The sequence below is a fragment of the Aeromonas sp. FDAARGOS 1409 genome (assembly GCF_019048705.1).
GTDB lineage: Bacteria > Pseudomonadota > Gammaproteobacteria > Enterobacterales > Aeromonadaceae > Aeromonas > Aeromonas sanarellii.
Genome location: NZ_CP077395.1, coordinates 4,343,496 through 4,370,167 on the forward strand (window position 1 = coordinate 4,343,496; position 26,672 = coordinate 4,370,167).

Below are 26,672 nucleotides of genomic sequence, written 5' to 3' on the forward strand. Positions count from 1 at the left end.
TGGCATCCAGGCAAGGGCGGCGCTCTTGTCATCCCTGCCGGCTTACCCAGGCCATCGCCGCTCATCCTTGGGAGCGCGGCTTGCCGGCCTGCCAGCGTTGCAGCGCGGCACCGGCCAGCACCAGCACGATGCCGAGCAGATCGCTCGCAGCCAGCCGTCCGGCCAGGGCATCGAGCAATGCGCCCCCCGCCAGCTGGCCCGTCACGATGAGCAGGGCGCAGGCCAGGGCGCCGACCCGGCCAATGGCCCAGCTGCTGATGGCGACGAACAGCGCCCCCAGCACGCCGCCGAGCAGCAGCCAGGGATCGAGCCCGGCGAGCCGCTCCCAGGGCGCCCCCTTGAGGATGAGCAGGGCGCCGAGCAGCCCGAAGCCGAGCAGGTGGTTGGCAAAGGACGCCGTCATGGCGCCCCGAGCGCTGGCGAGGCGGCCATTGAGGGTGCGCGACAGGCTCACCGCCACGCCGTTCAGCAGTCCCAACAGGATCAAGAGGGTCATGGTGTTTCTCCTAGCGCAGCACGATGAAAAGGGGGCCGACCATCACCAGCAAGGCTGGCGAGCAGTCCCAGCAGGATCAGAAGGGTCATGGTGTTTCTCCTAGCCAAGTACGATGAACAGGGCGCCGGCCAGCACCAGCAAGGCGGCGAGCAGTCCCAACAGGATCAGAAGGGTCATGGTGTGTCTCCTAGCCAAGCACGATGAACAGGGCGCCGGCCAGCACCAGCAAGGCGGCGAGCGCGTCCTTTCCCGAGGGGGGGCGGCGGGCCAGCCCGAGCCAGCCGAGGCCATCGCACAGGGCACCAAACAGCAGCTGGCCGAGCAGCAGCAGGGCCAGGGTGCCCGCCATGCCCAGGGGCGAGTTGAGGCACAGGGCTGCCAGCACCACGGTGAGCGCCCCCGGCAGACCGCCGAGCCAGGCCCAGGGCGGGGCCGCCTCCGGCGTCGGGGGCCTTGGGGCCAGCCACCACAGGAGCCCGGCCACCAGGCTGCCGACCCCGTGGGCCAGCCAGCTCGCGAGCCAGGGGTCAGTGGCGCGGGCCAGGGCCCCGTTCTGGGCGATCATCAGCGCCAGCAACAGGCCGGCAGCGAAGGCGGCCAGGGCGTCCAGGGTCTGGCCGAGTGTCTGGCCGAGGGCGGGGCGGCCGGGGCCGCGGTCAACAAGCGGGGGGATCATGGGGTTGCTCCTTGGTTGAACTGACGAGCAGAGTAAATTGTTTTTGATATGGGGATAATCTACCATCAAGGAACAACATTGTTTCCATATCGAGAACAGCATGAACCAGGAAGCCTTCGCCCTGCTCCCGGCCTTCGTCGCCGTGGTGGAGTCGGGCACCTTCTCCGGCGCCGCCCGCCAGCTCGGTCTCAGCAAGTCGGTGCTGAGCAAGAAGGTGAGCCAGCTCGAGCAGGCCCTCGGCTGCCAGCTCCTCTATCGCACCACCCGCTCCCTCACCCTCACCGAGGCGGGGGAGCGCTACTTCGAGACGGTGCGCCATGCGGTGCGCCTAGCCTGCGACGGGGAAGATGCCATCGGCGCCCTGCAATCGGCCCCCCGCGGCCTGCTGCGGGTGACGGTGCCCATGGTCTATGGCCGGCGCCACATCGCCCCCCTTGTCCCCGAGTTTCTTGCCCTCCACCCCGAGGTGCAGTTGCAGCTCGAGATGAGCGACGCCCAGCAGGATCTGGTGGCCGAGGGGTTCGACGTGGCGGTGCGCATCGGCGCGCTGGAGGATTCGAGCCTGGTCGCCCGCCGCCTCGCTCCCTGTCTCAGCACCCTGTGCGCCTCCCCCGCCTACCTGGCGAAGGCCGGTACGCCCCGTACCCCGAGGGATCTCGAGCGCCACAACTGCCTCTTCTACTCCCTGTTTCGCAGCGGCACCCAGTGGCGACTGCACGGACCCGAGGGAGAGGTGGCCATCACCCCCAGGGGCAATTTCGAGGTCAACAACAGCGATGCCATCCACACCGCGCTGCTGGCGGGGCTCGGCATCGGCAACATGCCGGACTTCATCGTGGCGCGGGATCTCGCCGCCGGGCGGCTGGTACCCGTCCTGCCAGACCATGCCCTGCCCGAGCACGGCATCTGGTGCCTCTATCCGAAGCGCCGCCACCTGCCCGCCAAGGTGGAGGCCTGGCTCGCCTTCCTGCAGGAGCGCCTGGGGCTGCGCTGAGGGCCCGATAACCGGAACGGTTCACGTTTTTTTCATCGGAAAGGGAGTAGAGTAGGCAGCAAACCAAGCGTCTGTTTTGATTGGAGAAGCACTCCGGGGTCATGCCACGGCATGGCCCCCCAGGTGGAGTACCACGATGAAGAAAACCGCGATTGCCCTGACCCTGGCCAGCCTGCTGGCGCTGCCGCTCTTTGTCTCACCCGATGCCTGGGCCGCCCCGGTGCGCTCCCTGCAAAAGGAGCAGAATTACGAGCAGTTCATCAGCAAGCGCCAGGTGGTGGATCAGCTGCTGGCAGACGCTGCCCGCATCTTCCACTCCCCCGCCCGAGTCTCCGATGCGGGCTTCACCGCCAAGATGCCGAGCAACATGGAGCAGGTGACCACCCTGCTGCTGGAGGCTCACCAGCTCGAGCCCTATCGCACCGATCTGCTCGTCTCGGCGGCCAACGCCCAGATCTACAACGGCAACGTGGAGAGGGCCATCGCCCTGTTCGAGCAGGCCCAGAGCGCCGCGCCGGACGATCTGGACATCAACACCTATCTGGCCACCTGGCAGCGCTTCAAGGGCAACCAGGTCAAGGCCGATGGCTACCTCAAGCGAGTCGGCGAACTCAACGCCGGTCGCGCCGCCGATCTGCAGCGGCTGTTCGCCACCGTGGACCGGGTGATCGCCACGCCCCTCAAGGAGCGTCAGGGACGCGGCGAGAAGAAGGGGCGCCGCGCCATCGTCACCCTGGGCTATGCCCTCAATCCCGATGGCTCCATGCACGAGATCCTGCTGGGACGCCTCGAGACCACCCGCGCCCTGGCCCAGGCCGATCCGGCGGCCCTCGTCATCCTCACCGGCGGCGTGCCCCAGAACCGCCAGACCGAGGGCAAGCTGATGGCGGACTGGCTGGCGAAAAAGGGCATCGACCGCTCCCGCATCATCGAGGAGAACTACGCCACCAGCACGGTGGAGAACGCCCTCTACAGCGGTTATGCCCTCGCCCGCCACGAGATTGAGTTCGCCACCCTGGTGAGCTCGGCGAGCCATGTGCGCCGGGGCCAGACCCTGCTGGAAATAGCCTGCTGGCAGAGCGGCCCGGCGAACATCCGCATCGACAGCGTCGCCTACCCGGACAAGCCCCTCTCCGCCCTGGCCAAGGCAAGCCCGGAGGAGCGGCTCGGCATCTACCGGGACGCCCTGCGCACCTATGGCCTCTGGAGCTACCGCTCGGCCCCGCTGATCGAGCGCTGATCCCCCGGCATGACGCCCAGCAAAAAGCCCGCCGAATGGCGGGCTTTTTCATCATCTGACGGGCCTGGGTGTCACTGGCGTGCCTCAGCCCTTGAGTTCCAGCACTGTGGTGAAGCCGCCGAAGATCATGCGGGCGCCGTCAAACGGCATGGTCTGGTGCATGGGGCTGGCCGGATCCATCCTGGGGTCCTGCATCATCTTGGTCATGGCCTCATCCCGTACCGCTTTGCTCGGCCACTCCACCCAGGAGAAGACCACGCTTTCGTCCTCCTTGGCCGCCACCGCGCGGTAAAAGTCGGTCTGCTTGCCGTGGGGCACGTCATCCCCCCAGCACTCCAGCACCCGGGTGGCCCCATATTCGAGAAAGATGGGGTCAAACAGCCCAGCATGGTCGATCAGGGCCTGCTTGTTGACCGTCGGCACGGCGATCACGAATCCGTCCACATATGACATGAGCCTTTCCTCCTGTGAGTGAGGATCTCAGCATAGCAGCCGTGCCCCAGGTCACCCTCAAAGAGAGACCAGCCGCTCCAGATCGCTGCGGGTCAGGCGCTTGCTGTCCACCTTCACGTAGAGGGAGTGCTCCTCGCGTACCAGCAGCACGTCGCTCACCCCCTCGCAAGCGCGGATCTTCTGCTCCAGGGCCGGGGTGGCCTCGACCCCTTCCGGCAGCACGATGCGCAGGCTGCTGACGTAGGGGGGCTCGGCCATGGTGAGGCTCACCCCGAGCCAGGCGAGGGCCAGGGCGGCGCAACCGCCAAACACCAGGGGGCCACCCCCCAGGCTGTAGAGCAGGCCGCCGAGGCTGCCGCCGATGGCGACCCCGAGGAACTGACTGGTGGAGTAGACCCCCATGGCGGTGCCCTTATAGCCCGGCGGGGACTCCTTGCTGATCAGCGACGGCAGCAGCGCCTCCATCACGTTGAAGCCGATGAAGAAGAGCTGCAACCCGGCGAGCAGGCCCCACAGCTGCTGACCGCTCTGCCAGAACACCAGCTCGGCGGCCAGCATCACCACCACGCACCCGATGAAGACCCGCTTCATCTGGCGGTGCTTCTCGGCATAGATGATGAAGGGCACCACGCTCACGAAGGCGATCAGCATGGTGACCAGATAGGCCTGCCACTGGCTGTCACGGGGCAGGCCGGCACGTTCCAGCAGGGGCGGCAGGGCCACGAAGCTCGACATCAGCAGGGTGTGGACACAGAGGATGCCGAGGTTGAGCTTGAGCAGGCGAGGATTGGTGAGCACGGTGCGAAAGCTGCCGCGCACCATGGCGGACTCGCGATTTTGCAGGTGGGCCGCCGGGGTCGGCACCACCCAGAGCACCATGGCGATGGCGGCCAGGGCCAGCAGGGCGATGAGCCAGAACAGGCCCGACAAGCCCAGGGCATGGGTGATGAGGGGGCCGGTCACCATGGCGATGGCGAAGGTGATGCCAAAACTCACCCCGATGAAGGCCATGGCCTTGGTGCGATTCTGCTCCCGGGTGAGATCCGACAGGAGCGCCATGACGGCGGCGGAGATGGCGCCGCTCCCTTGCAGGGCACGCCCGACGATGACCCCCCAGATGGAGTCGCTCAGGGCGGCGATGACGCTGCCAAGGGCAAACATCAGCAGGCCGCCGACGATGAGGGGCTTGCGCCCCACCTTGTCGGAGAGCAGGCCGAAGGGGATCTGGAACAGGGCCTGGGTCATGCCGTAGATGCCGATGGCAAGCCCGATGAGCGCCTCGGAGGCGCCCGCCAGGGACATGCCGTAGGTGGTGAGCACCGGCAGCACCATAAACATGCCGAGCATGCGCAGCGAGAAGACGGAGCCGAGCGCCCAGGTCGCGCGTCGCTCGCCCCTCGTCATGGTGAAATCATTCATGAGGGCCTCGATGAGTCAAAAAGAAGAGGGAAAGAAAGGGGTGACAGGATCTCGGCCACCCCCGAAAAAGTCGGCGATGCCCCTCGCAGGGCGACGCCCATAATAGCAGAGCCGGGAAGGTTCCCGGCTCTGGATTTCATGCATTTCAGGGGTGCAGTTCACACTATCAGGGCAGCATGCTCACCAGCACAGGCGCGGCGTCCGGCTGGAAGTCCACCGACATCATCACGCTCAGGCAGGTGAAGATGATGACGACGATGGAGAACATGTCAGCTCCAGCGTCAGGGCAGCATGCTCACCAGTACCGGCGCGGCGTCCGGCTGGAAGTCCACCGACATCATCACGCTGAGGCAGGTAATGGTGACGATGGAGAACATGAACAGCTTGCGCGCCCAGAGGGAGTCGTCCACCGCCGCCTTGTAGCCCGACAGCGCCATCCCCAGCCACCAGACGCTCACCGCGGTGGCCACCACCAGATACTTGTAACCGGCGTAGCCACCGAGGAACAGCATCAGGGTCGGCACCATAAACGCCAGGATGTAGAGGGTGATGTGGTGCTTGGCCACCGAAATGCCCTTCACCACCGGCAGCACGGGTATGTTGGCGGCCTGGTAGTCCTTGAAGCGGAAGATGGCGATCGCATAGGAGTGCGGCATCTGCCACAGACTGAAGATCGCCAGCAGTATCAGGGCCCCCGAGTCGAACTGACCGCTCACCGCGCAGTAGCCGATGACAGGCGGCGCGGCGCCGGAGAGGCTGCCGACCAGGGTGCCATAGACAGAGTGCCGCTTCATATAGAGGCTGTAGACCCCCACATAGACCAGGAAGCCCAGCACCGCCAGCAAGGCGGCCAACGGATTGGCCGCGAAGTAGAGCAGTGCAATGCCCGCAACGCCCAGCGCCGTCGCATACCAGAGCGATACACCGGGGGCGATGAGCCCCCGCACCAGGGCGCGGTTCTTGGTGCGCTCCATGATGCAGTCGATGTCCCGGTCGATGTAGTTGTTGAACACGCAACCGGAGGCCACCACCAGTGACACCCCCACCATGGTCAGGATGAACAGGGGCACATCCAGGCTCCCCTTCGAGGCCAGCAGGAATCCCCCGATCACCGAGATGAGGTTGCCGAAGATGATGCCCGGCTTGGTCACTTGCAGGTATTGCTTCATCATCATCAACCCGCTCAGTGAACCATCATGTTGATGTTGAGGTTGTACATGATCCACAGGGAACCCACGACCACGATGGCGATGATGAGCACGGTAAAGACCAGTGCCACCAGGTTCCAGCGCTCCTCGGACGAGGTGTTCATGTGCAGGAAGTAGACCAGGTGCACGAAGATCTGCACCACCGCCATGGCCACCACGGTGCCGAGCACCACGGCGTGGGAGGCGGAGCCATCCATCACCATCCAGAACGGCACGGCGGTCAGGATGAGCGACAGCACGAAGCCGATCAGGTAGGACTTGACGCTGCCGTGGCTGGCGCCGTGATTGTCAACGGTATGATTGCTCATTTTTACATTGCCCCCATCAGATAGGTTCTAGCGCTGCCGTGGCTGGCCCAGTCAATGTCAACGGAATGACTCATTTACATGACCCCCATCAGATAGACCACGGTGAAGACGCAGATCCACACCACGTCGAGGAAGTGCCAGAACAGGCTCAGGCACATCAGGCGAGTACGGTTGCGATCGGTCAGCCCCTTCTTGGTGATCAGCACCATCATCACGATGATCCAGACAAGGCCGCTGGTCACGTGGATACCGTGGGTCCCCACCAGGGTGAAGAAGGCAGACAGGAAGCCGCTGCGATCCGGGCCCGCATCATTGACGATCAGATGATGGAACTCGTAGATCTCCATGGCGATGAAGCCGGCACCCAGCAGGAAGGTGACGAACAGCCAGGTGTTGACCGCCGCGACCTTGTTCTTGTTCATGGCCAGCATGCCGAACCCGAAGGTGATGGAGCTCAGCAGCAGCAGCATGGTTTCGGCAAACACGAACGGCAGTTCGAAGATGTCCTTGCCGGTGGGGCCGCCGGCAGTGCCGTTGACCAGGACCGCATAGGTCGCGAACAGGGTCGCGAACAGGATGCAGTCACTCATCAGGTAGATCCAGAAACCGAATACCTTGGTGGCACCGGCATCGTGGTGCCCATCCTCATGGGCACCGTGAGAGTGATGTAGTACGTCAGTCGCCATGGAATTAAGCCACCTTGTTGATGTTGTCGAAATGCTGACCTTCGATGCGCTCGATCTCGTCAACCTGTACGTAGTAGTCCACATCGTCGTTGAAGCTGTGGATGATCCAGGTGGCGATCATGCCGATGAAGCCGGCGATGGCCATCCACCAGATGTGCCAGATCATGGCAAAGCCGAACAGGGTGCTGAAGGCGGCGATGATGACGCCGGCGCCGGAGTTCTTGGGCATGTGGATGGGGGCATACTGGGCCGGCTTGCGATAGGCGCTGCCGTCCTGCTTGGCTTCCCAGAAGGCGTCCAGACCCTTCACCTTCGGCTCGATGGCGAAGTTGTAGAAGGGGGGCGGAGAGGAAGTAGCCCACTCCAGGGTACGGCCACCCCAGGGGTCGCCGGTCAGGTCGCGGTTCTTCTCGCGGTCGCGGATGCTGACCACGATCTGGATGACCTGGCACAGTACGCCCAGCGCAATCAGCCCGGCGCCGCAGGCAGCTACCACCAGCCAGCCGTGGAACTCGGGATCGATGTTCTGGCTGACGCGGCGGGTCATGCCCATGAAGCCCAGCACGTAGAGCGGCATGAAGGCCACGAAGAAGCCGGTGATCCAGAACCAGAACGCGCGCTTGCCCCAGACGTCATCCAGCTTGAAGCCGAACGCCTTCGGGAACCAGTAGGTGATACCGGCGAAGCAGCCGAACACCACGCCGCCGATGATGACGTTGTGGAAGTGGGCGATCAGGAACAGGCTGTTGTGCAGCACGAAGTTGGCGGCCGGCACGGAGAGCAGTACCCCGGTCATACCACCTACGGTGAAGGTGATGATGAAGCCGACGGTCCACAGCATGGGGGAGCTGAACTCGATGCGACCGCGGTACATGGTGAACAGCCAGTTGAAGATCTTCACCCCGGTCGGGATGGAGATGATCATGGTGGTGATGCCGAAGAAGGCATTCACGTTGGCACCGGACCCCATGGTGAAGAAGTGGTGCAGCCACACGATGAACGACAGCACGGTGATCGCCACGGTCGCCCACACCAGGGAGGTGTAACCGAACAGCTTCTTCTTGCAGAAGGTGGCCACCACTTCGGAGAAGATACCGAACACCGGCAGCACCAGGATGTACACTTCGGGATGACCCCAGGCCCAGATCAGGTTGATGTACATCATCATGTTGCCACCCATGTCATTGGTAAAGAAATGGGTACCCAGGTAGCGGTCTGCGGTCAGCAGGGCGATGGTGACGGTCAGGATCGGGAAGGAGGCGATGATCAGGATGTTGGCGCACAGGGCGGTCCAGGTGAAGACCGGCAGGCGCATCATGGTCATGCCGGGGGCACGCATGCGGATGATGGTGGCGAAGAAGTTCACGCCGGTCAGCAGGGTCCCGAGACCGGAGATCTGCAGACTCCATATCCAGTAGTCGACCCCGACCCCCGGGCTGAACTCCAGCCCCGACAAGGGCGGATAGGCCAGCCAGCCGGTCTGGGCGAATTCACCGACCCCGAGGGAGACGTTGATCAGCACCACGGCCGCGGCGGTAAACCAGAAGCTCAGGTTGTTCAAGAAGGGGAAGGCGACGTCACGGGCGCCGATCTGCAGCGGCACCACTATGTTCATCAGGCCGATCACCAGCGGCATGGCCACGAAGAAGATCATGATGACGCCGTGGGCGGTGAAGATCTGGTCGTAGTGATGGGCATTCAGGTAGCCTTCGCTGCCCGCGGAGGCCATGACCTGCTGACCACGCATCATGACCGCGTCGGCGAAGCCGCGCAGCAGCATGACCATGCCCAGAATGAGATACATGATACCGAGGCGCTTGTGGTCGACCGAGGTCAGCCACTCTTTCCACAGATATTGCCACTTGCCGTAGTAAGTGATGAGACCGGCGATGGCCAGCCCACCCAAGATGATACCGGCTATCGTGACCATGATGATGGGTTCATGGTACGGAATAGCCTCGAGTGTCAATTTTCCAAACATCGATTATTCCTCGGATCCTGCTTTCACACTCTTGTCGGCCGACATGGCCATGTGTCCGGCATGAGCATCATGGTTCATGGCCTGCTCGTCCATGGCACCCTCGGTCGGGGCCTCATGGTTCATGGCGTCATGATTCATGGCTTCGTGGTTCATGCCCTCGTGGTCCGCGGCGCCCGCTTTCTGGGTGTCGTGACCGCCATGGGACATGCCGCCCATGAACTTGTTGATGATGTTGACGAACAGCTTGGGATCGGCGCTGGCGAAGTATTCCACCGGGTGGTTTTCGCTCTTCTTGGCCAGGGCATCGAACTCATCCATGTTGTTCAGCGCCTTGGAAGAGGCCTTCACCTTGGCTACCCAGGCGTCGAAACCGGCCTGATCCTGGGTCGCGATGGCCTTGAACTTCATGCCGGAGAAGCCGGCACCGCTGTAGCCGCCCGAGATGCCCTTGTACTCGCCCGCCTCGTTGGCAATCAGGTGCAGCTTGGTCTGCATGCCGGCCATGGCGTAGATCTGGCCGCCCAGCTGGGGGATGAAGAAGGAGTTCATCACGGTGTCGGAGGTCACCCGGAAGTTGACCGGGGTGTCGACCGGGAAGGCCAGCTCGTTGACCGATGCAATGCCCAGCTCCGGATAGACGAACAACCACTTCCAGTCTAGGGAAATGACATCCACCTGAACCGGTTTGACGTCGGATTCCAGCGGCTTGTAGGGGTCGAGAGAGTGGGAGGTTTTCCAGGTGATCACCGCCAGGATGGCGATGATGATGACGGGCACAGTCCAGACGACTGCCTCAATCTTGTTGGAGTGGGCCCAGTCCGGCGCATAGGTGGCACTGGTGTTGGACGCCCGGTATTTGTAAGCGAACGCCACCGCCATGACAATCACGGGCACCACCACGATCAGCATCAAGCCGAGTGCGGTCAATATCAGTGACTTCTGCTCCAGACCAACCTGCCCCTTGGGGCTCATCAGAGCCATGTCGCAGCCGCTCAGCAAGCTGGCAGTCGCGAGCAACAGCAAAGCGCCCAAGCCCCTCTTCACATCAAAGAGTCTCATGCAATGTCCTCATCTTTTGAAGGCTTATTGGTATAAAAAAATGCAGCATTTTATTGCATCAGAGCGGCATGTGAACAACATGAAAAATTAATCCCAAAAATGTTCCAAAGGTGATGGAAAGCCGTGTCAGATGTTAATCCCTTGACAATGACCAATTTATTCAAATCACACTCGAACGATTCATCTTCGGTTAATTTATCCCTTCGCCAAAAACGCCCACTAATTAACCGAAACAACCGCATCGCTCTATTTTCAACCGGATTCGTGGTGACAAAAAGAGCCAAACAACCCCTCTTCGATGCACAGGCCACCCCGCGCTTCCTTGATCTGGATACGCATATTCGGGAAAGGAATAAAAAAATAATTAATCAAACAATCGTATGATTAACTTCCTGAGGCCGATCAAAGCGGACAGAGCGCCTCTCTTTCCGGAACCCGCCATGAAAAACGGGTCCTTATCGGACCCGTTGCAGAGGATAGGCGAGCCCCGCCAGGGGTCGGCATTCAGGGATGGGCATGTTCCATCCGGGTCGCAACGGCGATCCGGTTCCAGGCATTGATGGTGACGGCCTGCATCAGGCACTGGGCCAGCAGACTCTCCCCCAATTGGGCCAGCGCCTCCCCATAGGTCTGCTCCGTGAGCCCCTGGTCAGCGATCAAAGTGACCTCGTCGGTCAGGGCCAGCACCGCCCGCTCCCGCCCATCGAACAGCGGCGACTCGCGCCAGGCGGCGAGCGCCAGCAGCCGCTGCGCACTCTCCCCGTGCTTCATCGCCACCTCGGCGTGCATCTCGATGCAGTAGGCGCAGCCGTTGATCATGGAGGCGCGCAGCTTGATGAGCTCCTTGAGCGACAGGGGAATGTCGGTGCCACCGAGATAGGCTTCCAGTCCCCGCATGGCCTGGATGGCGGCGGGGATCTGGCTGGCAAGCTGGATACGTTGTGACATGGTGATGCTCCCGTGAAGAGGCCCGGCATGGGCGATGGGCCCATTGTTCACCCTTTCACTCGCCGGTAGAATACCGACAAAACCTGCAACAGTTTTGCGTATATCGCAAAGGTGACTCCATGCTGGATCGCATCCGCATCCTGGCCCAGGTGGTGGAATCGGGCAGCTTCTCCCGTGCCGCCCGCGCCCTCAACCTGGCCCCCTCCTCCGTGACCCGCGCCATCGATGCCCTGGAGCAGCAGCTGGGGATCCCGCTCTTCAAGCGCAGCACCCGCCAGCTGGTGCTGACCAGCCAGGGGGAGTACTTTCTCGCCCGCTCCCTGCCCCTGCTGGAGGAGGCCGACCAGCTGGTGCAATCCCTGCAGCCCCTGTCGGTGGCACCGCAGGGGCCGCTTCGGGTCTCGGTGTTCGAGAGCTTCGGTGCGGCCTGGCTGGCGCCCCGTCTGCCGGACTTTCTGGCCCGCTATCCCGGGGTGCGGCTCGAGATCGAGCTGGACAACCGCCTGGTGGATCTCGACGCCGAAAACGTGGACGTGGCGGTGCGCATCGGACGGCCCGTGGACAGCGGCCTGCACGCCCGCCACCTGCTCACCAACCGGGCCCTGCTGGTCGCCTCCCCCGCCTATCTGGCGCGCCATGGCGAACCCGCCCATCCCGCCGATCTGGCCCACCACAACTGCCTCATTCGCGGTCATGGCCGCCAGCGTCAGCACTGGCACTTTCGAAGGGGCACCGAGCGGCACAGGGTCGCGGTGCAGGGCAACCTCGCCTCGGTCGGCGGTACGCCCCTGCTCTGCGCCGCCCGGGCGGGGTGTGGCATCCTGCTGCTGTCGAGCTGGATGGTGCAGCAGAGCCTGGACGACGGCACCCTGGTGCCGCTGCTGCCCGAGTGGCAGGCCTCCCCTTACGAGGATCGCCACGACGAGATCCACGCGGTGTTTCGCGGCGGCCGCTTCCTCACCCCCCAGGCCCGCGCCTTCATCGACTTTCTGGTCGAGGCGATGGCGCCCCTGCAAGGGCCGCGCTGATCGCGGCAAGCGTCTCGTCGATGGCGGGCAGAAAAAAGCAGACGCCGGGCAGAGGGCCCGGCGTCTGGACATGAGGGGCGTCACGACGACTCAGCGGGGCTTGCGCCCATCCGGTGTCGGGGTCGTGCGATAATCCCCGTAGGGGAAGACGTTGCGCAGGCGCTGGGCCACGGGCTCCGGGATGGAGCGGGAGAAGACGAGCCTGACGCCGCTGCCGTCGCGCTGCCCCAGGATGCGGCCGCGCACCGGATCCTGGCGCAGGATCTGCTTCACCTGATCCAGGAAGCGCGGCGACACCGAGCCCCGTTTCACCACCACCTTGCCCGGCGCGAGCCGGATCTCGAACAGGGCGCCACGCCCCAGCTTCATCAGCCACCAGATCAGGGCGATCGCCACCACCAAAGAGAGCCAGGCCATCCACAATCCTCCATCCATATCCTTGTCTGGGTCAGTATAGGGCGCGGCGGCGGCCCGTTATCTGGCGGGCATCACGCTTTGCCCACCGGACAGCGCCCGCGGCCCGACCACAGGGCCCACTGCGCCGAGCTCAGCGCCCCCTGCCCCAGGCAGTCAGGGTATCCCGATAGAGGGCCAGCAGCGCCTGATCCCGCACCGCCACCCCGACCCGCTGGGCAGGATAGCCGGCCCAGCCGTCGTGGGGATGGGCCTTGCCATCGAACTTCTGCAGGGTATGGCCGATGGCGGGGCCGCTGTCGACGACCCGCACCGGCCCCTCCCTCAGAGTGAACAGGGAAGGATCTATCACATAGGCGATGGCGGACGGATCGTGCACGTGGCAGCCATCGAGCCCGATCCGCTCGGAATAGAAGCGCAGGTAGAAGCGGCTCACGTCCCACAGGAAGCGGCCCGGCTCCCCCGCCTGGTCCCGCAGCGCATCCAGGTAGGCGCTGCTGAAGAAGCTCTGCTGGGTGACGTCGAGCCCGATGATCACCACGGGCCAGTCGGCGGTGAAGACCCGATCCGCCGCCTCCGGATCGTCGTGGATATTGGCCTCGGCATAGGGGGTCACGTTGCCGCGATGACCGTTGACGCCGAAGGCGCCGCCCATCACCACCACCTGCTTCACCAGGGCGGCTACCTCGGGGGCCGCCTCGAGCGCCAGCGCCAGATTGGTCAGCGGCCCTATGGTCACCAGGGTGATCTCGCCGGGGTGAGCCTTCACCGTCTCGACGATGTATTGCCAGGCCGGACGGGGATCCGGGGTCAGGGTCACCGCCCCGGCCTGCACGTCGCCAAAGCCGGTGGGGCCGTGCACCACAGTGGTGGGGCCCACGGGGTCGCGCCGCAGGGGGGCGGCGGCACCCTGGGCCACGTCCGCCTGCATGCCGTATTTCTGCTTGAGCCAGAGCGCGTTGCGGGTGCCGTTTTCTATGGTGGCATTGCCAAACACAGTGGTGATGGCGAGCAGCTCGATGGCAGGGTGCGCCTCGGCAAAGAGAATGGCCATGGCGTCATCGATGCCGGGATCCGTATCCAGAATGATCTTGTGGGTCATGGGGCCTCCATTGGACAGAGCAGCCAGTGTAGCGAGCCGGCGCCGCTTTAACAGCGCCGGGATCACAACCCTGACGTCTCCTCTGCCTCCCTGCCTGCATCAACCCGGCTCCCGAACGCGCCCATGCCAACACCGGGCGGACAACGGCCATATTCTGGCCAGTCGGGCTTGCCGAGGTGGCCTGCGCCTTGCCGGAGGGCAATCGGGGTGATATCACTTGGCCTCCTTGTCCACCTCTCTCATCCACCCGCCGAGGCGCCATCGTGATCACCCTGATTAAAGAGTCCGACCAGTTGAAGATGCCCTGGAAAAACAGGCAGGGCACCACGGCCCAGATCCTTATCTACCCCAAGGGGGCGAGCCTGGACAAACTCGACTTCGACTACCGCCTGAGCTCGGCGCCCATCAAGACGGCGGGCCCCTTCTCCAAATTTCCCGGCTATCAGCGTATCCTCTTGCCCGTCAGCGGCGCCGGCTTCGTGCTCAACGGCCACCCCTATGCCACCTTCGAGGCGGCCCACTTCAGCGGCGATGACGAGACCCACTGCGAGCTGCTGAAAAAAGAGGTGACGGATCTCGGGCTCATCTACCACCCCGAACGCGTCAGCGCCAACGTGCGGGTGCTCAACGTCCCCTTCCCGCTCACCCTCACCCTGGAGGCGGACAAGACCTACCTCTGCCACCTGCTCAGTGGCGAGCTGACGGTGGCAGGCCAGGCCGTGGCGATCAACGAAACCCTGGTGGTCAACGGCGAGGAGAGCATCCGCTTCGAGTGTCAGAAGAAGACCACCCTCGCCTTCTTTACCCTGCAAGCCAGATAGCGGGCACAAAAAAGCCGGGCAATCCCGGCTTTTGATTGGCATGAAGTGCGAGCGGATCAGCCTACCTTGAAGCTGCCCTTCATCATGGCGAAGTGGCCGGGGAAGGAGCAGAAGAAGGTGAGATCCTTGCCTGCCAGCCCCTCGGTCTTGAAGGTGACGCTGGTGCTCTCGCCCCCTCCCACCAGCTTGGTGTGCGCCAGGATCCTGGCATCGTCCTTGGGGAGGTAGTCGTGATCGGCACCGGCACTCATGCCCGCGGTGGCGACGGCCTGGTAGTCGGCAGTATTGGCCAGCACCCAGTTGTGACCCATGTTGGCCACCGGCAGCTTGCCGGTGTGATTGAGGGTCACTGTCACCTCCTTGCAGGTGGCCGGCACGCTCATCTCTTTCTGGTTGAACTGCATGGCATCATTGCCTTCGATGACCAATGCACACTCATCGGCCAGGGCGGGGGCGGCGAGGGAGCTCAGAAGCAGCAGGGCTAACACCTTTTTCATCATCTTCTCCTTTGATTGGCGATGGAAGACAGCAAACTCGCCTCGAAAGTCCGAGCGGCACCAGGCAAAGATGCTGTCAAAATCGATCTTCATTGTACCCAGATGTCACCGGGGGACGACGGTTTTTGCTCAAAGATGCGGGCCGGGTCACTCCTCTCCCCCACGACACGACAAGGGACCGGATTGGTCAACGGGCCGTCCGGCTTAATTATTTGCAGGGTTGGCGCCCTTGGCCAGCTCGCCAACCCGAACGCCCTTGGCTAAGCTGCTCACCCGTCGACGACTCCCGCGAGAATGACAGATGCACACCTCTTCCCTGCGCCAGGCACCGCGCACCCTGCTGCTCTCCCTGATGCTGCTGTTGACCGCCTGTCAGCCAGCCCCGACCCAGACCCGCATTCAGGGCAGCACCATGGGCACCTACTATGCGGTGACCCTGAGCGACCCCTTCCCCGGCGGACAGGGCGCCCTACAACAGGAGGTGGAGACCCTGCTGGCGCGCCTGAACCAGGAGATCTCCACCTATGATCCCGCCTCCCTCATCTCCCGCTTCAACCAGGGGACGGGGCAGCCTCCCCAGGTCATCCCGGCCACCATGGCGAAGATTGTGCAACAGGGCATGGACGCAGGTCGCCTCACCCGGGGCGCCCTGGATGTCACCGTGGGTCCCCTGGTCAACCTCTGGGGCTTCGGGCCGGACAAGCGTCCGACCCAGCGCCCCGGCGCCGAACAGATCGCCCAGGCCAGGGCGAGGGTCGGCATCGACAAGCTGAGCCTGACACCCCAAGGAGATCACTTCCTGCTCGGCAAGGCCATACCGGGGCTCTATCTGGACCTCTCCACCCTGGGCGAGGGGGCGGCCTCCGACGAGATAGCCGGCCTGCTGGAGCGAAGAGGGGTGCACAACTACCTCGTCGAGGTGGCGGGCGCCGTGCGCAGCAAGGGCCGCAACGCCAAGGGCAACCCCTGGCGGGTGGCCATCGTCGAACCCTCGGACAGGCCGGGCGCCATCGAGGACGTGGTCACCCCCAACGGCATGGCGGTGAGCACCGCCGGCAGCTATCGCAACTATTACGAGCTGGACGGCAAGCGCTACTCCCACATCATCGATCCCGCCACCGGCGAGCCCGTGACCCACAGACTGGTCTCCGCCAGCGTCATCACCCCGACCGCGCTGGAGGCCGACGCCCTCGACACCGCCCTCATGGTGATGGGGCCCGAGCGGGCGATGACCTTTGCCAAGGAGCACAGGCTCGCGGTCTATCTCATCGAGAAGACGGATCAGGGATTTGTGGCGCGCCACACCCCCGAGTTTGCCCCCTATCTGGTGCGCAGCGAGCCATGAACGACGAGGCCCCGCACGGCGGGGCCTCTTTACATCATGGTACCGCTATTCGATGGGAATGCGGTGGGGCGCCGGAGTCACCGTCTGTTTGGGCAGGCGCAGGGTGAGGATGCCGTTGTCGAACCTGGCGCTCACCTGCTCCGGTGACACCTCCACCGGCAGCTCGACGGTGCGCGACACGCTGCCAAAGTAGCGCTCGCTGCGCAGGGCACGTTCATCCTTGTTCTGGCTGTCAAACTGGCGGATCTCCGCCTTCAGGGTCACCAGCTTGCCATGCACGTCCACTTGTATGTCCTCCCGGGCGACCCCGGGCAGCTCGGCCTGCAGCAGATAACCGCCGTCGCTCTCCCGCACATCCAGCTTGATCTGGCTGGGCAGCGGGTCCCCGTGCAGGGGGCGGATATAGAAGCCGGAGGCCATGTCGTGGAACAGGTCATCAAACAGGCTGGTGCGGCTCGGTAGCAAACTCATTTGATTCCTCCTTCTGGTGCACACGAGGCATGGACGGGCATCCGCCCCTCTGCGGAACGCCGGGATCTGCCTCTCTTCAAGTCTAAAAACCGGGCCGGCCTTCGCCACTGCCATTTCGCCTCTCCTTGATGAAGATCAAGGGTGCGGCGTGCATTTTTGCGATCCGCTCCCGGCGGGAAAAAGCGGGGGCTCGGCCCGCGTCCGATTGCCTGTCTGCGGACTTTGATGGCACACTTCCTTCACCAGCCCGCAGCGCCTGATGCAAGACAGATGCAGACACCGGATCCCGCACCAGAGAAGAAAGCCCAGCCCAAGTCCAGGCATATCCTGCTGGTCAACGAGCAGCGTTCCTTTCAGATGATGATGAAGGCGATGCTGATCAACATCGGCATCAACCGGATCACCTACACCAATTCCGCCGACGAGGCGCGCCGCCGCTGCCAGAAAGAGAGTTTCGACATCTATCTGCTCGACTACGAGCTGGGGTCCGGGGAAAACGGCCGCCAGTTGCTGGAGAGCCTGCGGGACCAGAAGCTCATCCCCCCCCAGAGCGTAGTGATCATGGTCAGCAGCGACGGCTCCCGCGCCATGGTGCTGAGCGCGCTGGAGGCCGAACCCGACGAATACCTGATGAAGCCCTTCTCCCAGGAGCAGTTCTCGTTTCGCCTCAAACGCGCCCTCGCCCGCCGCCAGGCCCTGGAGAGCGTCTTCACCGCCCTCACCCGGGACGATCTGCCTGCCCTGGTCGAGGCCTGTGCCAGACAGGCCGACACGGCGCCGCGCTTCGCCAACTTCTGCCGCTGCCTGCAGGCCGACACCCAGCTCAAGCTGGGCCAGGCGAAGGAGGCCCGCAGCCTGATGCGCCAGCTGCTGGCGGGGCAGGAGAACAGCTGGGCCCGGCTGACCCTGGGCAAGGCCTGCCACACCCTGGGGCTGCATGAGGAGGCGGTGAGCCACCTGCAGGCGACCCTCAAGCACACTCCCCTGATGGTGGAAGCCTACCTCTGGCTGGCGGAGTCCCTGCAGGCCCTGGGCAAGGAGGAGCAGGCCCAGCAGGAGCTCAGGCGGGCGGTGGACATTTCCCCCCAGTCGGTGCAGCTCTCCCGCCGGCTGGCAGAGGTCTGCCTGCTGCGCCACGACTACGCCCAGGCCAAGGACGTGCTGCTGTCCCTCATCGACCTGTCGCGCAACTCCATCCACCGCACGCCGCATTATCTCGGGGCCTACATCCAGACCCTGACCCTCTACGCCCTCAACAGCAACGACGGCTACCACATCGCCAACCTGCAAAAGCAGGTGAACTCGGCCCTGTCGCGCATTCGCGACTCCCTGATGATGGCGGAGTTCAACTACCCGGTGTTCGAGCAGATCTGCCAGGCCAGGGTGCGCATCGCCCTCGGGGAGCTGCTCAAGGGCAAGAAGATGCTCTATCGCGCGAACCAGAACTGGCTGGACAAGCCGGACACCATGCCCCCCGCCCTGCTCGGCGAGACCATACTCGCCCTCTACCAGCTCGGGGAGTTCGAGTACGCCGAGAGCCTGCAGGGGCTGCTGGCCGAGGATGAGGACAGGCTGCTCACCACCTGCATCCGGGTGACCCGGGACGACAAGACGGTGCAGGAGCGCCGCCAGCGCTACCAGCAACTCAACGATCTGGGGATCAAGGCCTATCAGGCCGGGGAGCTGGAGCAGGCCCTCGGCCATTTTCGCGAGGCGCTGCGCCGGGCTCCCGCCAATACCGGGGCGGCCCTCAACAAGATCCAGGTGCTGCTACAACTGATGCAGAAGAACCGCAAGAGCCCGGAATTTGGCGCCGAGTGCAGGGAGACCCTGGACGTGCTGGAGGGCATTCCCCTGAACCCGGCCCAGCAGGAGCGTTTTCGCAAGCTGCGCCAGGAATACCACCAGAGCAGCTGATCTGCCGCTCGTCCCCTCACCTATGCTGATACTGACTCAGGGAAGGGAGGGGCAACGCCATGGGAATGTGCCGATACCTGGTGGCCGATGGCCGCCACTGCAACGAAGAGGCGGGAGAACAGGATCTGTGTCGCTGGCACGATCCCAAGGGCGATCACCACTCCCCGGGCACCGCCGAGGCGCTGGAGCACTATGTGCGCCAGGGAGGCCTGTGCCACGGCCTGCAACTGGCCCGCGCCGAGCTTGCCGGCCTCAACCTGGTGAACAAGGGGGCGCCGGAAGGCTTTCTGCTGGAGCAGTGCAACCTCTATCGCGCCAACCTGCGTGGCGCCCACCTCTACGGCATCCGGATCAAGGGCGGCAGCCTGATGAAGGCCGACCTGAGCGAGGCCAACCTGCATTGTGCGACCCTCGACGACGTCAACCTGCTCGGCATTCGCTGGAAGAACACCCGGCTCGACAACCTGGACACCGGCAGGCGGCTGATGCAGGACAGAAAGGGGCGCCGCGAGCGTGACCCGGCACAGGCCCGCGTCTGGTTCAAGGAGGCGGAAGAGACCTACCGGGACCTGCGCAAGGCCTCGGAAGCCCAGGGCATCTTCACCATGTCCGGGCGCTACATCCAGCAGGAGCTCACCATGCGCCGCCTGCAGATGCCGTTCTGGTCCTATCAGCGCTTCGCCTCCTGGATAGTGGATCTCTTCTGCGGCTACGGCGAGGCCCCCATGCGGGTGGTGCTCTTCTCCCTGCTGCTCATCGTCATCTGCAGCATCTTTTACTTCTTCTGCGGCCTCAACTTCGCGGGCAACCACCTCATCTACCGCCCGGACGCCCCCCTGGAGCAGAACGCCATCTTCCTGCTGGAATGCCTCTATTACAGCGTGGTGACCTTCACCACCCTGGGCTATGGCGACTTCACCCCGGTCGGCCTGTCGCGGATCTTCGCCGCCTTCGAGGCCTTCACCGGCAGCTTCACGCTGGCGCTGTTCGTGGTGGTGTTTGTCAAGAAGATGACCCGATAGGCTGGCGGCCGGGGACCTTTCCCCCTTCCCCGGCCCCCGAACTTGCATCCATCGCGGATTCCTAGTCCAATAAGCGACGAACAAAAACGACATGAGCACCCCGAACATGAAGATCATCTCTTTCAATATCAATGGCCTGCGCGCCCGTCTTCATCAGTTGCAAGCCCTTATCGACAAACACCAGCCGGATGTGATCGGCCTGCAGGAGATCAAGGTCCACGACGAGGCCTTTCCGGTGGCGGACGTGGAGGCCATGGGCTATCACGTGGAATTCCACGGCCAGAAGGGTCACTACGGGGTGGCCATCATGAGCAAGCAGAAGCCGCTCAAGGTGCAAAAAGGCTTTCCCACCGATGAGGAAGACGCCCAGCGCCGCATGATCATGGCCGACTTTAAGCGGGAAGATGGCTCCATCATCACAGTGATGAACGGCTATTTCCCGCAAGGGGAGAGCCAGGATCACGAGACCAAGTTCCCGGCCAAGCAGAAGTTCTATGAAGATTTGCAGCACTACCTCGAGACCCACCACAGCCCGGACGATCAGATAGCGCTGATCGGGGATATGAACATCTCCCCCACGGATCTCGACATCGGCATCGGCGAGGCGAATCGCAAGCGCTGGCTGCGGGATGGCAAGTGCTCCTTCCTGCCAATCGAGCGGGAGTGGATGGAACGGCTCAAGGGGTTCGGCCTGACCGACACCTTCCGCGCCGCCAACCCCACCGAGTGCGAGCGCTTCTCCTGGTTCGACTACCGCTCCAGGGGCTTTGACGAGAACCGGGGTCTGCGCATCGACCTCATCATGGCCTCCGACGCCCTCAAGGACAAGGTGACCGAGACCGGCATCGACTACGAGCTGCGCGGCATCGACAAGCCCTCCGATCACGCCCCCATCTGGACCTGCTTCGCCTGATCCCGGCCGTCGGGCTGCCCTGTCACTCCTGACCCTGAGCCCCCGCCACGCGGGGGCTTCTTCGTCTGCCAATCCGGCATTTCTTAATCCATATCAACTCTTTGGCAGATGGTACAGGCCGAACCTTGACCTTCTCCTATAGGTAAGGTTTACATTCATCCCATACGTCACAGGGAACCTGCACCATGTTGTCATCGAGATTGCCCACAGCGCTCATCGCCCGGCTATTGCTGGCGCTGGTGCTCGTCTGCAATCTCACCCTGTGCATCGGCTGGCATGGGGTGGCCACCGCCCTCCCGGGCGACGCATCCGGTCCCATCCAGGCCCCGCCACATCCCTCCCTGTCTCATGGGCTGCACCAGAGCGGGCCGGTACAGCACGCCGCCATGACCCCTGACCAGGTCGACACCGCCTCCCTCTCCTGCCATTCGGGCACAATGAATGCGGGGACCCTGTCGGGGGATGAGTGTCAGATGCAGCCCGGCTTCTCCGGCGCCGCCAGTGCGCCCCCCCTGCTCGGCATGCTGCTGTCACTGCTGTTGCTGCCCCTGCTGTTGCTCCCCTCTTCGTGGAGTATCGGCCCCCTGCTGGACAACTGGTTGCGGGATCCCTTCCTGCGCCTGCGTGGTACCCATCCCCCCTCCTGGCCCAGACGGCATCTGATGCTGTCCGTGCTGCGCCATTAGAAACCGCTTCTCCCGTTAGCCCGGGCGATGGCACTGCCATCGCCATGCCGTGCAGCGGCCGATCCGTCGGCCCTGCCCCTATGGTCGGCCAACCCCGTCCGCCGAGCGCCAGCACCGCATCCGCTCAAGGCCGGACGACGGCCCGATACGAGAGAAGAAGTACCATGTCATCACCCAAGACATTTGCGCCCCGTGGCGCCCTGCCCTCCCGCACGCTCTGCCTGCAGACTCGCGCCGGAGGCCAGTCATGAACAAGACGCTGATCCTGTCTGCCCTGCTGCTCGCCCTCGGGGCCGGCGGCGGCTACTGGGCCGCCAAACAGACCACGGATGGCGCCAGCGCCGAGAAGCAGCCCCTCTACTGGGTCAACCCCATGGATCCCCGCGACAAACGCGACGGCCCCGCCAAGGACAACATGGGGATGGACTTCATCCCCGTCTATGAGGAGCAGAAAAGCGGCTCGCCGGGCACCGTCACCATCAGCCCCGAGATCCAGCAGAACCTGGGGGTGCGGCTCGCGAAAGTCGAGCGACTGCCCATCCACCAGCAGGTCGAGACGGTGGGCTACGTCGGCTATGACGAGGACAGGCTGGAGGCGGTCAACGCCCGCATGGCGGGCTGGATCCGCACCCTCGCCATCAAGAGCGAGGGGCAGCAGGTGAGCAAGGGGAGCCTCATCTACGAGCTCTATGCCCCGGATCTGGTCAACGCCCAGCACGAGTACCTGCTCGCCCTCAACACCACCAACCCGCTGCTGCTGCGCGCCGCCGAGGGCAAGCTGAAATCCCTGCAGGTGCCGGCGGATCAGATAGCGGCCCTCAAGCGCAGCCGTCAGGTGCAGGAGACGGTGCGCATCTATGCCCCGAGCAGCGGCTATGTCTCCGAGCTGAAGGTGCGCGAGGGCCAGTATGTGGAACCCGCCGCGGCCCTGTTCAACATCAGCACCCTCAAGCAGGTGTGGGTGAGTGCCGAGGTGTTCGAGCGTCAGGCCGCCCAGCTGAAGGTGGGCGATCCGGTCACCATGACCCTGGACTACGCCCCGGGCCGCCAGTGGCAGGGTCGGGTCGATTACCTCTACCCGACCCTGGATGCCGCTACCCGCACCCTCAAGGTACGGCTGCGCTTCGCCAACCCGGACGAGTTTCTGAAACCCAATATGTTCGCCAAGGTGACGATTCAGACAGGCAAGGGCGAGCCCCGACTGGTAGTGCCGAGCGAAGCGGTGATCCGCACCGGCAGCCAAGACAGGCTGGTGCTGGCGCTGGGGGATGGCAGCTTCAAGTCGGTGGCCGTCACCCTGGGCCCCCAGTTTGGCGACAAGGTGGCCATCAAGGCGGGGGTCGAAGCGGGGGACAGCATCGTCAGCTCGGCCCAGTTCCTGCTCGACTCGGAGTCGGCCATCGACTCGGACTTCCAGCGCATGACGGCGGTGCGCCCCGCCCAGATCTGGACCCAGGGCGAGGTTGAAAGCATCGATCTGGCCAACCGCACCCTGATGGTCTCCCACCAGCCCATCCCCGAGTGGCAGTGGCCCGCCATGGAGATGGAATTCACCGTCGCCGAAGGGGTCGACATCAGCAAGCTGGTCGAGGGACAGACCCTGCACCTGCAGGTGATGCAGGAGGGGGATGAGTACCGCATCACCAGCATCCATCAGGAACAAGCGCCAGTAACCGGCGACGCCACCAAGCCAGCAACGGATGAGATGGAGCAAATGGAAGGCATGGACCATGGCCAGCATCAGATGGCGATGCCCGAGATGGAGAAGAAGTCATGATCCCTGCCATCATTCGCTGCCTGACAGGCAACCGCTCTCCGCTCTCTGCACCCAATAAGCAAGGAGCCCAACCATGATCCCCTCGATTATTCGCTGGTCCGTGGGCAACCGCTTTCTGGTGCTGCTATTGACCCTCATGCTCACCGCCTGGGGGCTCTGGTCGGTGAAGCAGACCCCGGTGGACGCCCTGCCGGATCTCTCCGACGTCCAGGTGATCATCAAGACCTCCTACCCCGGCCAGGCGCCGCAGGTGGTGGAGGATCAGGTGACCTACCCGCTCACCACCGCCATGCTGGCGGTGCCGGGCGCGACCACGGTGCGCGGCTACTCCTTCTTCGGCGACTCCTTCGTCTACGTGCTGTTTGACGACGACACCGACCTCTACTGGGCCCGAGCCCGGGTACTGGAGTACCTGAGCCAGGTGGCCCCCAACCTGCCCGCCTCCGCCCGCCCCCAGCTCGGCCCCGACGCCACCGGGGTGGGCTGGGTCTACCAGTACGCCCTGGTGGACAGAACCGGCAAGCATGACCTCAGCGAGCTCACCTCCCTGCAGAACTGGCTGCTCAAGTTCGAGCTGCAGACGGTGGACGGCGTCTCCGAGGTTGCCACCGTGGGCGGCATGGTGCGCCAGTATCAGGTGCGGGTCGACCCGGACAAGCTGCGCGCCTACGGCATCCCGCTCTCCCTCATCGAGACCGCCATCAAGCAGGGCAACCAGGAGACCGGCGCCTCCGTCATCGAGATGGCGGAAGCGGAGTACATGGTGCGCTCGAATGGCTATCTGAAGAGCGTGGAGGATCTGAAGCAGATCCCGCTCGGCACCAATGTGCGCGGCGCCCCCCTGCTGCTGGGGGATGTGGCGGATGTGGTCACCGGTCCCCAGAGCCGGCGCGGCCTGGCCGAGCTCAACGGCGAGGGGGAAGTGGTGGGCGGCATCATCGTCATGCGTTACGGCGAGAATGCCCAGCACACCATAGACGGGGTCAAGGCGCGGCTGGCGGAGCTCAAATCCAGCCTGCCGGAGGGGGTAGAGATCGTCACCGTCTACGATCGCTCCGACCTTATCCAGCGCGCCATCGACAACCTCTCCGGCAAGCTGGTCGAAGAGTTCGCGGTGGTGGTGCTGGTCTGCCTCGCCTTCCTGTTCCACCTGCGCTCATCCCTGGTGGTGGTCATCTCCCTCCCTATTGCGATTTTGACCGCCTTTATCGTGATGCACCTGCAGGGGATCAACGCCAACATCATGTCGCTAGGCGGCATCGCCATCGCCATCGGCGCCATGGTGGACGGCGCCATCGTGATGATAGAGAACGTCCACAAGCATATGGAGCGGGAGGCGCTCACCGACAAGAACCGCTGGCGCATCATCACAGAGGCGAGCATAGAGGTGGGGCCCGCCATCTTCTTCTCCCTGCTGATCATCACCATCAGCTTCCTGCCGGTGTTCGCCCTGGAGGCGCAGGAGGGGCGGATGTTCCACCCCCTCGCCTACACCAAGACCTACGCCATGGCCGCCGCCGCCGCGCTCGCCATCACGCTGGTGCCGGTGAGCATGGGCTACTTCATCCGTGGCAAGGTGCTGGCCGAACAGGCCAACCCCCTCAACCGCTGGCTGAGCCAGGGCTATGTGCCGCTGCTCAAGGCCGTGCTGGCACACCCCAAGACCACCCTGGCCGCCGCCGCCGTGGTGACGGTGGCGGGCTTCTGGCCGCTCCAGCATCTGGGCTCCGAGTTCATACCGCCGCTCGACGAGGGGGACATCATGTACATGCCCACCACGGCGACCAATATCTCGGTGGGCAAGGCGCGGGAGATTTTGCAGCAGACCGACAAGCTCATTCGCACCGTGCCCGAGGTGCAGAACGTGTTTGGCAAGGCGGGGCGCGCCGAATCGGCCACAGACCCTGCAGACCTGGTGATGATGGAGACCAGCATCCAGCTCAAGCCCAAGGATCAGTGGCGCCCCGGCATGACCCCGGAGAAGCTCAAGGAGGAGCTCGACTCCCTCATCCGCTTCCCCGGTCTCACCAACGCCTGGGTCCCCCCCATCAAGACCCGCATCGACATGCTGGCCACCGGCATCAAGACCCCGGTCGGCATCAAGATCGCGGGGCCGGATCTCAAGGTGATCCAGCAGCTCGGCCAGCAGCTTGAACAGATCGTCGGCAAGGTGGAGGGCGCCTCATCGGTCTATGCCGAGCGGGTGGCGGGTGGCCGCTACGTCAAGGTGGATATCGACCGGCTCAAAGCGGCCCGCTATGGCCTCAACATCGCCGATGTACAGGCGGTGCTCGCCACCGCAGTGGGCGGCATGGAGGTGGGCCAAACCATCGAGGGGCGCGAGCGCTATCCCATCAACCTGCGCTACCCCCAGAGTTACCGCGATTCGGTGGCCAGCCTCGAGCTGCTGCCCCTGGTGACCCCCAAGGGGGAACGCATCGCCCTGGCGGACGTGGCGCGGGTCTACATCAGCGACGAGGCGCCCATGCTGCGCAGTGAAAACGCGCGCCTCAACGGCTGGGTCTACGTGGACATTCGCGGCCGCGACATCGGCTCCTTTGTGGCAGAGGCCAAGTCCGAGGTGGACAAGCAGCTGGTGCTGCCGGCGGGCTACGCCCTCACCTGGTCCGGTCAGTACGAATACATGGAGCGGGCCAAGGCACGCCTCGCCTACGTGGTGCCGCTCACCATCGCCATTATCGTGCTGCTGCTCTATCTGGCGTTTCGCCGCTTCCAGGAGGTGCTGCTCATTCTCACCACCTTGCCGCTGGCGGTGGTGGGTGGGATCTGGACCCTCTGGCTGCTGGACTTCAACCTGTCAGTCGCCGTAGGGGTAGGTTTTATCGCCCTGGCGGGGGTGGCGGTGGAGACAGGCGTCTTGATGCTGGTCTACCTCAACCACGCCTGGGATGACCTCGTGGCCGGCGGCAAGCCGGACAAGGCGGGCCTGCACCGGGCGGTCATCCACGGCGCCGCCCTGCGCCTGCGCCCCAAGATGATGACGGTGGTGACCATCATCGCCGGCCTCTTGCCCATCATGTGGAGCCAGGGCACCGGCTCCGAGGTGATGCAGCGCATCGCCGCCCCGATGATCGGCGGCATGGTGAGTGCCCTGGTGCTGACCCTGCTGGTGCTGCCCGCCGCCTACTACCTGTGGCGCAGCCGGCACCTTGGAAAGCCCGTGCCCGAACAGGCCGAATAATCCGCTTCA

25 protein-coding genes and 1 pseudogene are annotated in these 26,672 nt (G+C 64.1%); 11 read left to right on the forward strand and 15 right to left on the reverse strand.

What is annotated here, in order from left to right; all coding sequences use genetic code 11:
* Window positions 1–61: 61 nt before the first annotated feature.
* Both I6L39_RS20070 and I6L39_RS20075 read right to left on the reverse strand, forming a co-directional pair.
* Window positions 62–496 (reverse strand): DMT family transporter, encoded by a 435-nt coding sequence (locus tag I6L39_RS20070; RefSeq protein WP_216990639.1) that lies wholly within the window; start codon window positions 494–496, stop codon window positions 62–64.
* A 187-nt stretch (window positions 497–683) separates the two neighbouring features.
* Complete coding sequence (locus I6L39_RS20075; protein ID WP_216990640.1) at window positions 684–1,172, reverse strand: DMT family transporter; 489 nt, start codon at window positions 1,170–1,172, stop codon at window positions 684–686.
* Window positions 1,173–1,272: 100 nt separating this feature from the next.
* On the opposite strand from I6L39_RS20075, the gene I6L39_RS20080 reads away from it, so the two are divergent.
* Both I6L39_RS20080 and I6L39_RS20085 read left to right on the forward strand, forming a co-directional pair.
* A complete protein-coding gene (locus I6L39_RS20080; RefSeq protein WP_216990641.1) occupies window positions 1,273–2,166 on the forward strand; it encodes a LysR family transcriptional regulator in 894 nt (297 codons plus the stop codon).
* 136 nt (window positions 2,167–2,302) lie between these two features.
* Entirely contained in the window at window positions 2,303–3,406 is a 1,104-nt protein-coding gene (locus I6L39_RS20085; protein WP_216990642.1) for an ElyC/SanA/YdcF family protein, read from the forward strand.
* A gap of 84 nt (window positions 3,407–3,490) precedes the next feature.
* On the opposite strand, the gene I6L39_RS20090 is transcribed toward I6L39_RS20085, so the two are convergent.
* The 9 genes and pseudogenes from I6L39_RS20090 to I6L39_RS20130 form a co-directional block, all read right to left on the reverse strand.
* Entirely contained in the window at window positions 3,491–3,859 is a 369-nt protein-coding gene (locus I6L39_RS20090) for a DUF1428 domain-containing protein (RefSeq protein ID WP_103244539.1), read from the reverse strand.
* A 57-nt stretch (window positions 3,860–3,916) separates the two neighbouring features.
* On the reverse strand, window positions 3,917–5,278 hold the full coding sequence (locus I6L39_RS20095; RefSeq protein WP_216990643.1) for an MFS transporter: 1,362 nt from the start codon (window positions 5,276–5,278) through the stop codon (window positions 3,917–3,919).
* Between the two features lie 166 nt (window positions 5,279–5,444).
* A pseudogene (locus I6L39_RS20100) lies at window positions 5,445–5,546 on the reverse strand (protoheme IX farnesyltransferase); the annotation flags it as partial.
* Between the two features lie 13 nt (window positions 5,547–5,559).
* A complete protein-coding gene (gene cyoE, locus I6L39_RS20105) occupies window positions 5,560–6,453 on the reverse strand; it encodes a heme o synthase (RefSeq protein WP_042076033.1) in 894 nt (297 codons plus the stop codon).
* Window positions 6,454–6,461: 8 nt separating this feature from the next.
* Entirely contained in the window at window positions 6,462–6,794 is a 333-nt protein-coding gene (locus I6L39_RS20110; RefSeq protein WP_042076034.1) for a cytochrome o ubiquinol oxidase subunit IV, read from the reverse strand.
* A 74-nt stretch (window positions 6,795–6,868) separates the two neighbouring features.
* The gene (locus I6L39_RS20115; RefSeq protein ID WP_084202630.1) at window positions 6,869–7,564 is read right to left on the reverse strand and encodes a cytochrome o ubiquinol oxidase subunit III; all 696 of its coding nucleotides are present in this window, start codon (window positions 7,562–7,564) and stop codon (window positions 6,869–6,871) included.
* The gene (cyoB, locus tag I6L39_RS20120) at window positions 7,485–9,461 is read right to left on the reverse strand and encodes a cytochrome o ubiquinol oxidase subunit I (RefSeq protein ID WP_042076036.1); all 1,977 of its coding nucleotides are present in this window, start codon (window positions 9,459–9,461) and stop codon (window positions 7,485–7,487) included. The genes I6L39_RS20115 and cyoB overlap by 80 nt, the downstream gene beginning before the upstream one ends.
* 3 nt (window positions 9,462–9,464) lie before the next feature.
* Window positions 9,465–10,520, reverse strand: a complete 1,056-nt coding sequence (gene cyoA / locus I6L39_RS20125; RefSeq protein ID WP_216990644.1) for a cytochrome o ubiquinol oxidase subunit II — start codon at window positions 10,518–10,520, stop codon at window positions 9,465–9,467.
* Window positions 10,521–11,024: 504 nt separating this feature from the next.
* Window positions 11,025–11,468, reverse strand: a complete 444-nt coding sequence (locus I6L39_RS20130; RefSeq protein WP_216990645.1) for a carboxymuconolactone decarboxylase family protein — start codon at window positions 11,466–11,468, stop codon at window positions 11,025–11,027.
* A gap of 119 nt (window positions 11,469–11,587) precedes the next feature.
* On the opposite strand from I6L39_RS20130, the gene I6L39_RS20135 reads away from it, so the two are divergent.
* Window positions 11,588–12,496, forward strand: a complete 909-nt coding sequence (locus tag I6L39_RS20135; RefSeq protein ID WP_209794588.1) for a LysR family transcriptional regulator — start codon at window positions 11,588–11,590, stop codon at window positions 12,494–12,496.
* A 90-nt stretch (window positions 12,497–12,586) separates the two neighbouring features.
* Here I6L39_RS20135 and I6L39_RS20140 read toward each other — a convergent pair whose 3' ends face one another.
* Window positions 12,587–12,913 carry a DUF3634 family protein gene (locus I6L39_RS20140; RefSeq protein ID WP_042076044.1) on the reverse strand — a complete coding sequence of 109 codons (327 nt, stop codon included), beginning with the start codon at window positions 12,911–12,913 and terminating at the stop codon, window positions 12,587–12,589.
* 130 nt (window positions 12,914–13,043) lie between these two features.
* Window positions 13,044–14,012, reverse strand: a complete 969-nt coding sequence (locus I6L39_RS20145) for a nucleoside hydrolase (protein ID WP_216990646.1) — start codon at window positions 14,010–14,012, stop codon at window positions 13,044–13,046.
* Between the two features lie 263 nt (window positions 14,013–14,275).
* Between I6L39_RS20145 and I6L39_RS20150 the strand changes: the two genes are divergently transcribed.
* A complete protein-coding gene (locus I6L39_RS20150; RefSeq protein ID WP_216990647.1) occupies window positions 14,276–14,833 on the forward strand; it encodes a HutD family protein in 558 nt (185 codons plus the stop codon).
* Window positions 14,834–14,889: 56 nt separating this feature from the next.
* On the opposite strand, the gene azu is transcribed toward I6L39_RS20150, so the two are convergent.
* Window positions 14,890–15,330: an azurin gene (gene azu / locus I6L39_RS20155; RefSeq protein WP_216990648.1), complete on the reverse strand. Its 441-nt coding sequence runs from the start codon at window positions 15,328–15,330 to the stop codon at window positions 14,890–14,892.
* 301 nt (window positions 15,331–15,631) lie between these two features.
* Between azu and I6L39_RS20160 the strand changes: the two genes are divergently transcribed.
* Window positions 15,632–16,675, forward strand: a complete 1,044-nt coding sequence (locus I6L39_RS20160) for an FAD:protein FMN transferase (protein ID WP_216990649.1) — start codon at window positions 15,632–15,634, stop codon at window positions 16,673–16,675.
* A 45-nt stretch (window positions 16,676–16,720) separates the two neighbouring features.
* On the opposite strand, the gene I6L39_RS20165 is transcribed toward I6L39_RS20160, so the two are convergent.
* A complete protein-coding gene (locus I6L39_RS20165; protein WP_042076053.1) occupies window positions 16,721–17,146 on the reverse strand; it encodes an Hsp20/alpha crystallin family protein in 426 nt (141 codons plus the stop codon).
* A gap of 270 nt (window positions 17,147–17,416) precedes the next feature.
* Between I6L39_RS20165 and I6L39_RS20170 the strand changes: the two genes are divergently transcribed.
* The 6 genes from I6L39_RS20170 to I6L39_RS20195 all read left to right on the forward strand — a co-directional run bounded on the left by I6L39_RS20170 (window position 17,417) and on the right by I6L39_RS20195 (window position 26,663).
* The gene (locus I6L39_RS20170) at window positions 17,417–19,063 is read left to right on the forward strand and encodes a response regulator (protein WP_042076055.1); all 1,647 of its coding nucleotides are present in this window, start codon (window positions 17,417–17,419) and stop codon (window positions 19,061–19,063) included.
* A 59-nt stretch (window positions 19,064–19,122) separates the two neighbouring features.
* Window positions 19,123–20,085: an ion channel gene (locus I6L39_RS20175; protein ID WP_216990650.1), complete on the forward strand. Its 963-nt coding sequence runs from the start codon at window positions 19,123–19,125 to the stop codon at window positions 20,083–20,085.
* A 106-nt stretch (window positions 20,086–20,191) separates the two neighbouring features.
* Window positions 20,192–20,998, forward strand: a complete 807-nt coding sequence (gene xthA / locus I6L39_RS20180) for an exodeoxyribonuclease III (protein ID WP_216990651.1) — start codon at window positions 20,192–20,194, stop codon at window positions 20,996–20,998.
* A gap of 185 nt (window positions 20,999–21,183) precedes the next feature.
* The gene (locus I6L39_RS20185) at window positions 21,184–21,684 is read left to right on the forward strand and encodes a hypothetical protein (protein ID WP_216990652.1); all 501 of its coding nucleotides are present in this window, start codon (window positions 21,184–21,186) and stop codon (window positions 21,682–21,684) included.
* A gap of 247 nt (window positions 21,685–21,931) precedes the next feature.
* Window positions 21,932–23,461: an efflux RND transporter periplasmic adaptor subunit gene (locus I6L39_RS20190; protein WP_216990653.1), complete on the forward strand. Its 1,530-nt coding sequence runs from the start codon at window positions 21,932–21,934 to the stop codon at window positions 23,459–23,461.
* A 73-nt stretch (window positions 23,462–23,534) separates the two neighbouring features.
* The gene (locus I6L39_RS20195; RefSeq protein ID WP_216990654.1) at window positions 23,535–26,663 is read left to right on the forward strand and encodes an efflux RND transporter permease subunit; all 3,129 of its coding nucleotides are present in this window, start codon (window positions 23,535–23,537) and stop codon (window positions 26,661–26,663) included.
* Window positions 26,664–26,672: the final 9 nt, after the last annotated feature.

Excerpts from the sequence above, each read along its gene's own strand:
- I6L39_RS20070 (WP_216990639.1), bottom strand. The coding sequence starts at position 496 with ATGACCCTCTTGATCCTGTTGGGACTGCTGAACGGCGTGGCGGTGAGC.
- I6L39_RS20170 (WP_042076055.1), top strand. The coding sequence starts at position 17,417 with ATGCAGACACCGGATCCCGCACCAGAGAAGAAAGCCCAGCCCAAGTCC.
- I6L39_RS20115 (WP_084202630.1), bottom strand. The coding sequence starts at position 7,564 with ATGTGGACTACTACGTACAGGTTGACGAGATCGAGCGCATCGAAGGTC.
- I6L39_RS20195 (WP_216990654.1), top strand. The coding sequence starts at position 23,535 with ATGATCCCCTCGATTATTCGCTGGTCCGTGGGCAACCGCTTTCTGGTG.
- I6L39_RS20175 (WP_216990650.1), top strand. The coding sequence starts at position 19,123 with ATGGGAATGTGCCGATACCTGGTGGCCGATGGCCGCCACTGCAACGAA.
- cyoB (WP_042076036.1), bottom strand. The coding sequence starts at position 9,461 with ATGTTTGGAAAATTGACACTCGAGGCTATTCCGTACCATGAACCCATC.
- I6L39_RS20095 (WP_216990643.1), bottom strand. The coding sequence starts at position 5,278 with ATGAATGATTTCACCATGACGAGGGGCGAGCGACGCGCGACCTGGGCG.
- cyoE (WP_042076033.1), bottom strand. The coding sequence starts at position 6,453 with ATGATGATGAAGCAATACCTGCAAGTGACCAAGCCGGGCATCATCTTC.
- I6L39_RS20135 (WP_209794588.1), top strand. The coding sequence starts at position 11,588 with ATGCTGGATCGCATCCGCATCCTGGCCCAGGTGGTGGAATCGGGCAGC.
- I6L39_RS20165 (WP_042076053.1), bottom strand. The coding sequence starts at position 17,146 with ATGAGTTTGCTACCGAGCCGCACCAGCCTGTTTGATGACCTGTTCCAC.
- I6L39_RS20190 (WP_216990653.1), top strand. The coding sequence starts at position 21,932 with ATGAACAAGACGCTGATCCTGTCTGCCCTGCTGCTCGCCCTCGGGGCC.
- I6L39_RS20080 (WP_216990641.1), top strand. The coding sequence starts at position 1,273 with ATGAACCAGGAAGCCTTCGCCCTGCTCCCGGCCTTCGTCGCCGTGGTG.
- xthA (WP_216990651.1), top strand. The coding sequence starts at position 20,192 with ATGAAGATCATCTCTTTCAATATCAATGGCCTGCGCGCCCGTCTTCAT.
- I6L39_RS20110 (WP_042076034.1), bottom strand. The coding sequence starts at position 6,794 with ATGAGCAATCATACCGTTGACAATCACGGCGCCAGCCACGGCAGCGTC.
- I6L39_RS20075 (WP_216990640.1), bottom strand. The coding sequence starts at position 1,172 with ATGATCCCCCCGCTTGTTGACCGCGGCCCCGGCCGCCCCGCCCTCGGC.
- I6L39_RS20085 (WP_216990642.1), top strand. The coding sequence starts at position 2,303 with ATGAAGAAAACCGCGATTGCCCTGACCCTGGCCAGCCTGCTGGCGCTG.
- cyoA (WP_216990644.1), bottom strand. The coding sequence starts at position 10,520 with ATGAGACTCTTTGATGTGAAGAGGGGCTTGGGCGCTTTGCTGTTGCTC.
- I6L39_RS20145 (WP_216990646.1), bottom strand. The coding sequence starts at position 14,012 with ATGACCCACAAGATCATTCTGGATACGGATCCCGGCATCGATGACGCC.
- I6L39_RS20130 (WP_216990645.1), bottom strand. The coding sequence starts at position 11,468 with ATGTCACAACGTATCCAGCTTGCCAGCCAGATCCCCGCCGCCATCCAG.
- I6L39_RS20185 (WP_216990652.1), top strand. The coding sequence starts at position 21,184 with ATGTTGTCATCGAGATTGCCCACAGCGCTCATCGCCCGGCTATTGCTG.
- I6L39_RS20160 (WP_216990649.1), top strand. The coding sequence starts at position 15,632 with ATGCACACCTCTTCCCTGCGCCAGGCACCGCGCACCCTGCTGCTCTCC.
- I6L39_RS20140 (WP_042076044.1), bottom strand. The coding sequence starts at position 12,913 with ATGGCCTGGCTCTCTTTGGTGGTGGCGATCGCCCTGATCTGGTGGCTG.
- I6L39_RS20090 (WP_103244539.1), bottom strand. The coding sequence starts at position 3,859 with ATGTCATATGTGGACGGATTCGTGATCGCCGTGCCGACGGTCAACAAG.
- azu (WP_216990648.1), bottom strand. The coding sequence starts at position 15,330 with ATGAAAAAGGTGTTAGCCCTGCTGCTTCTGAGCTCCCTCGCCGCCCCC.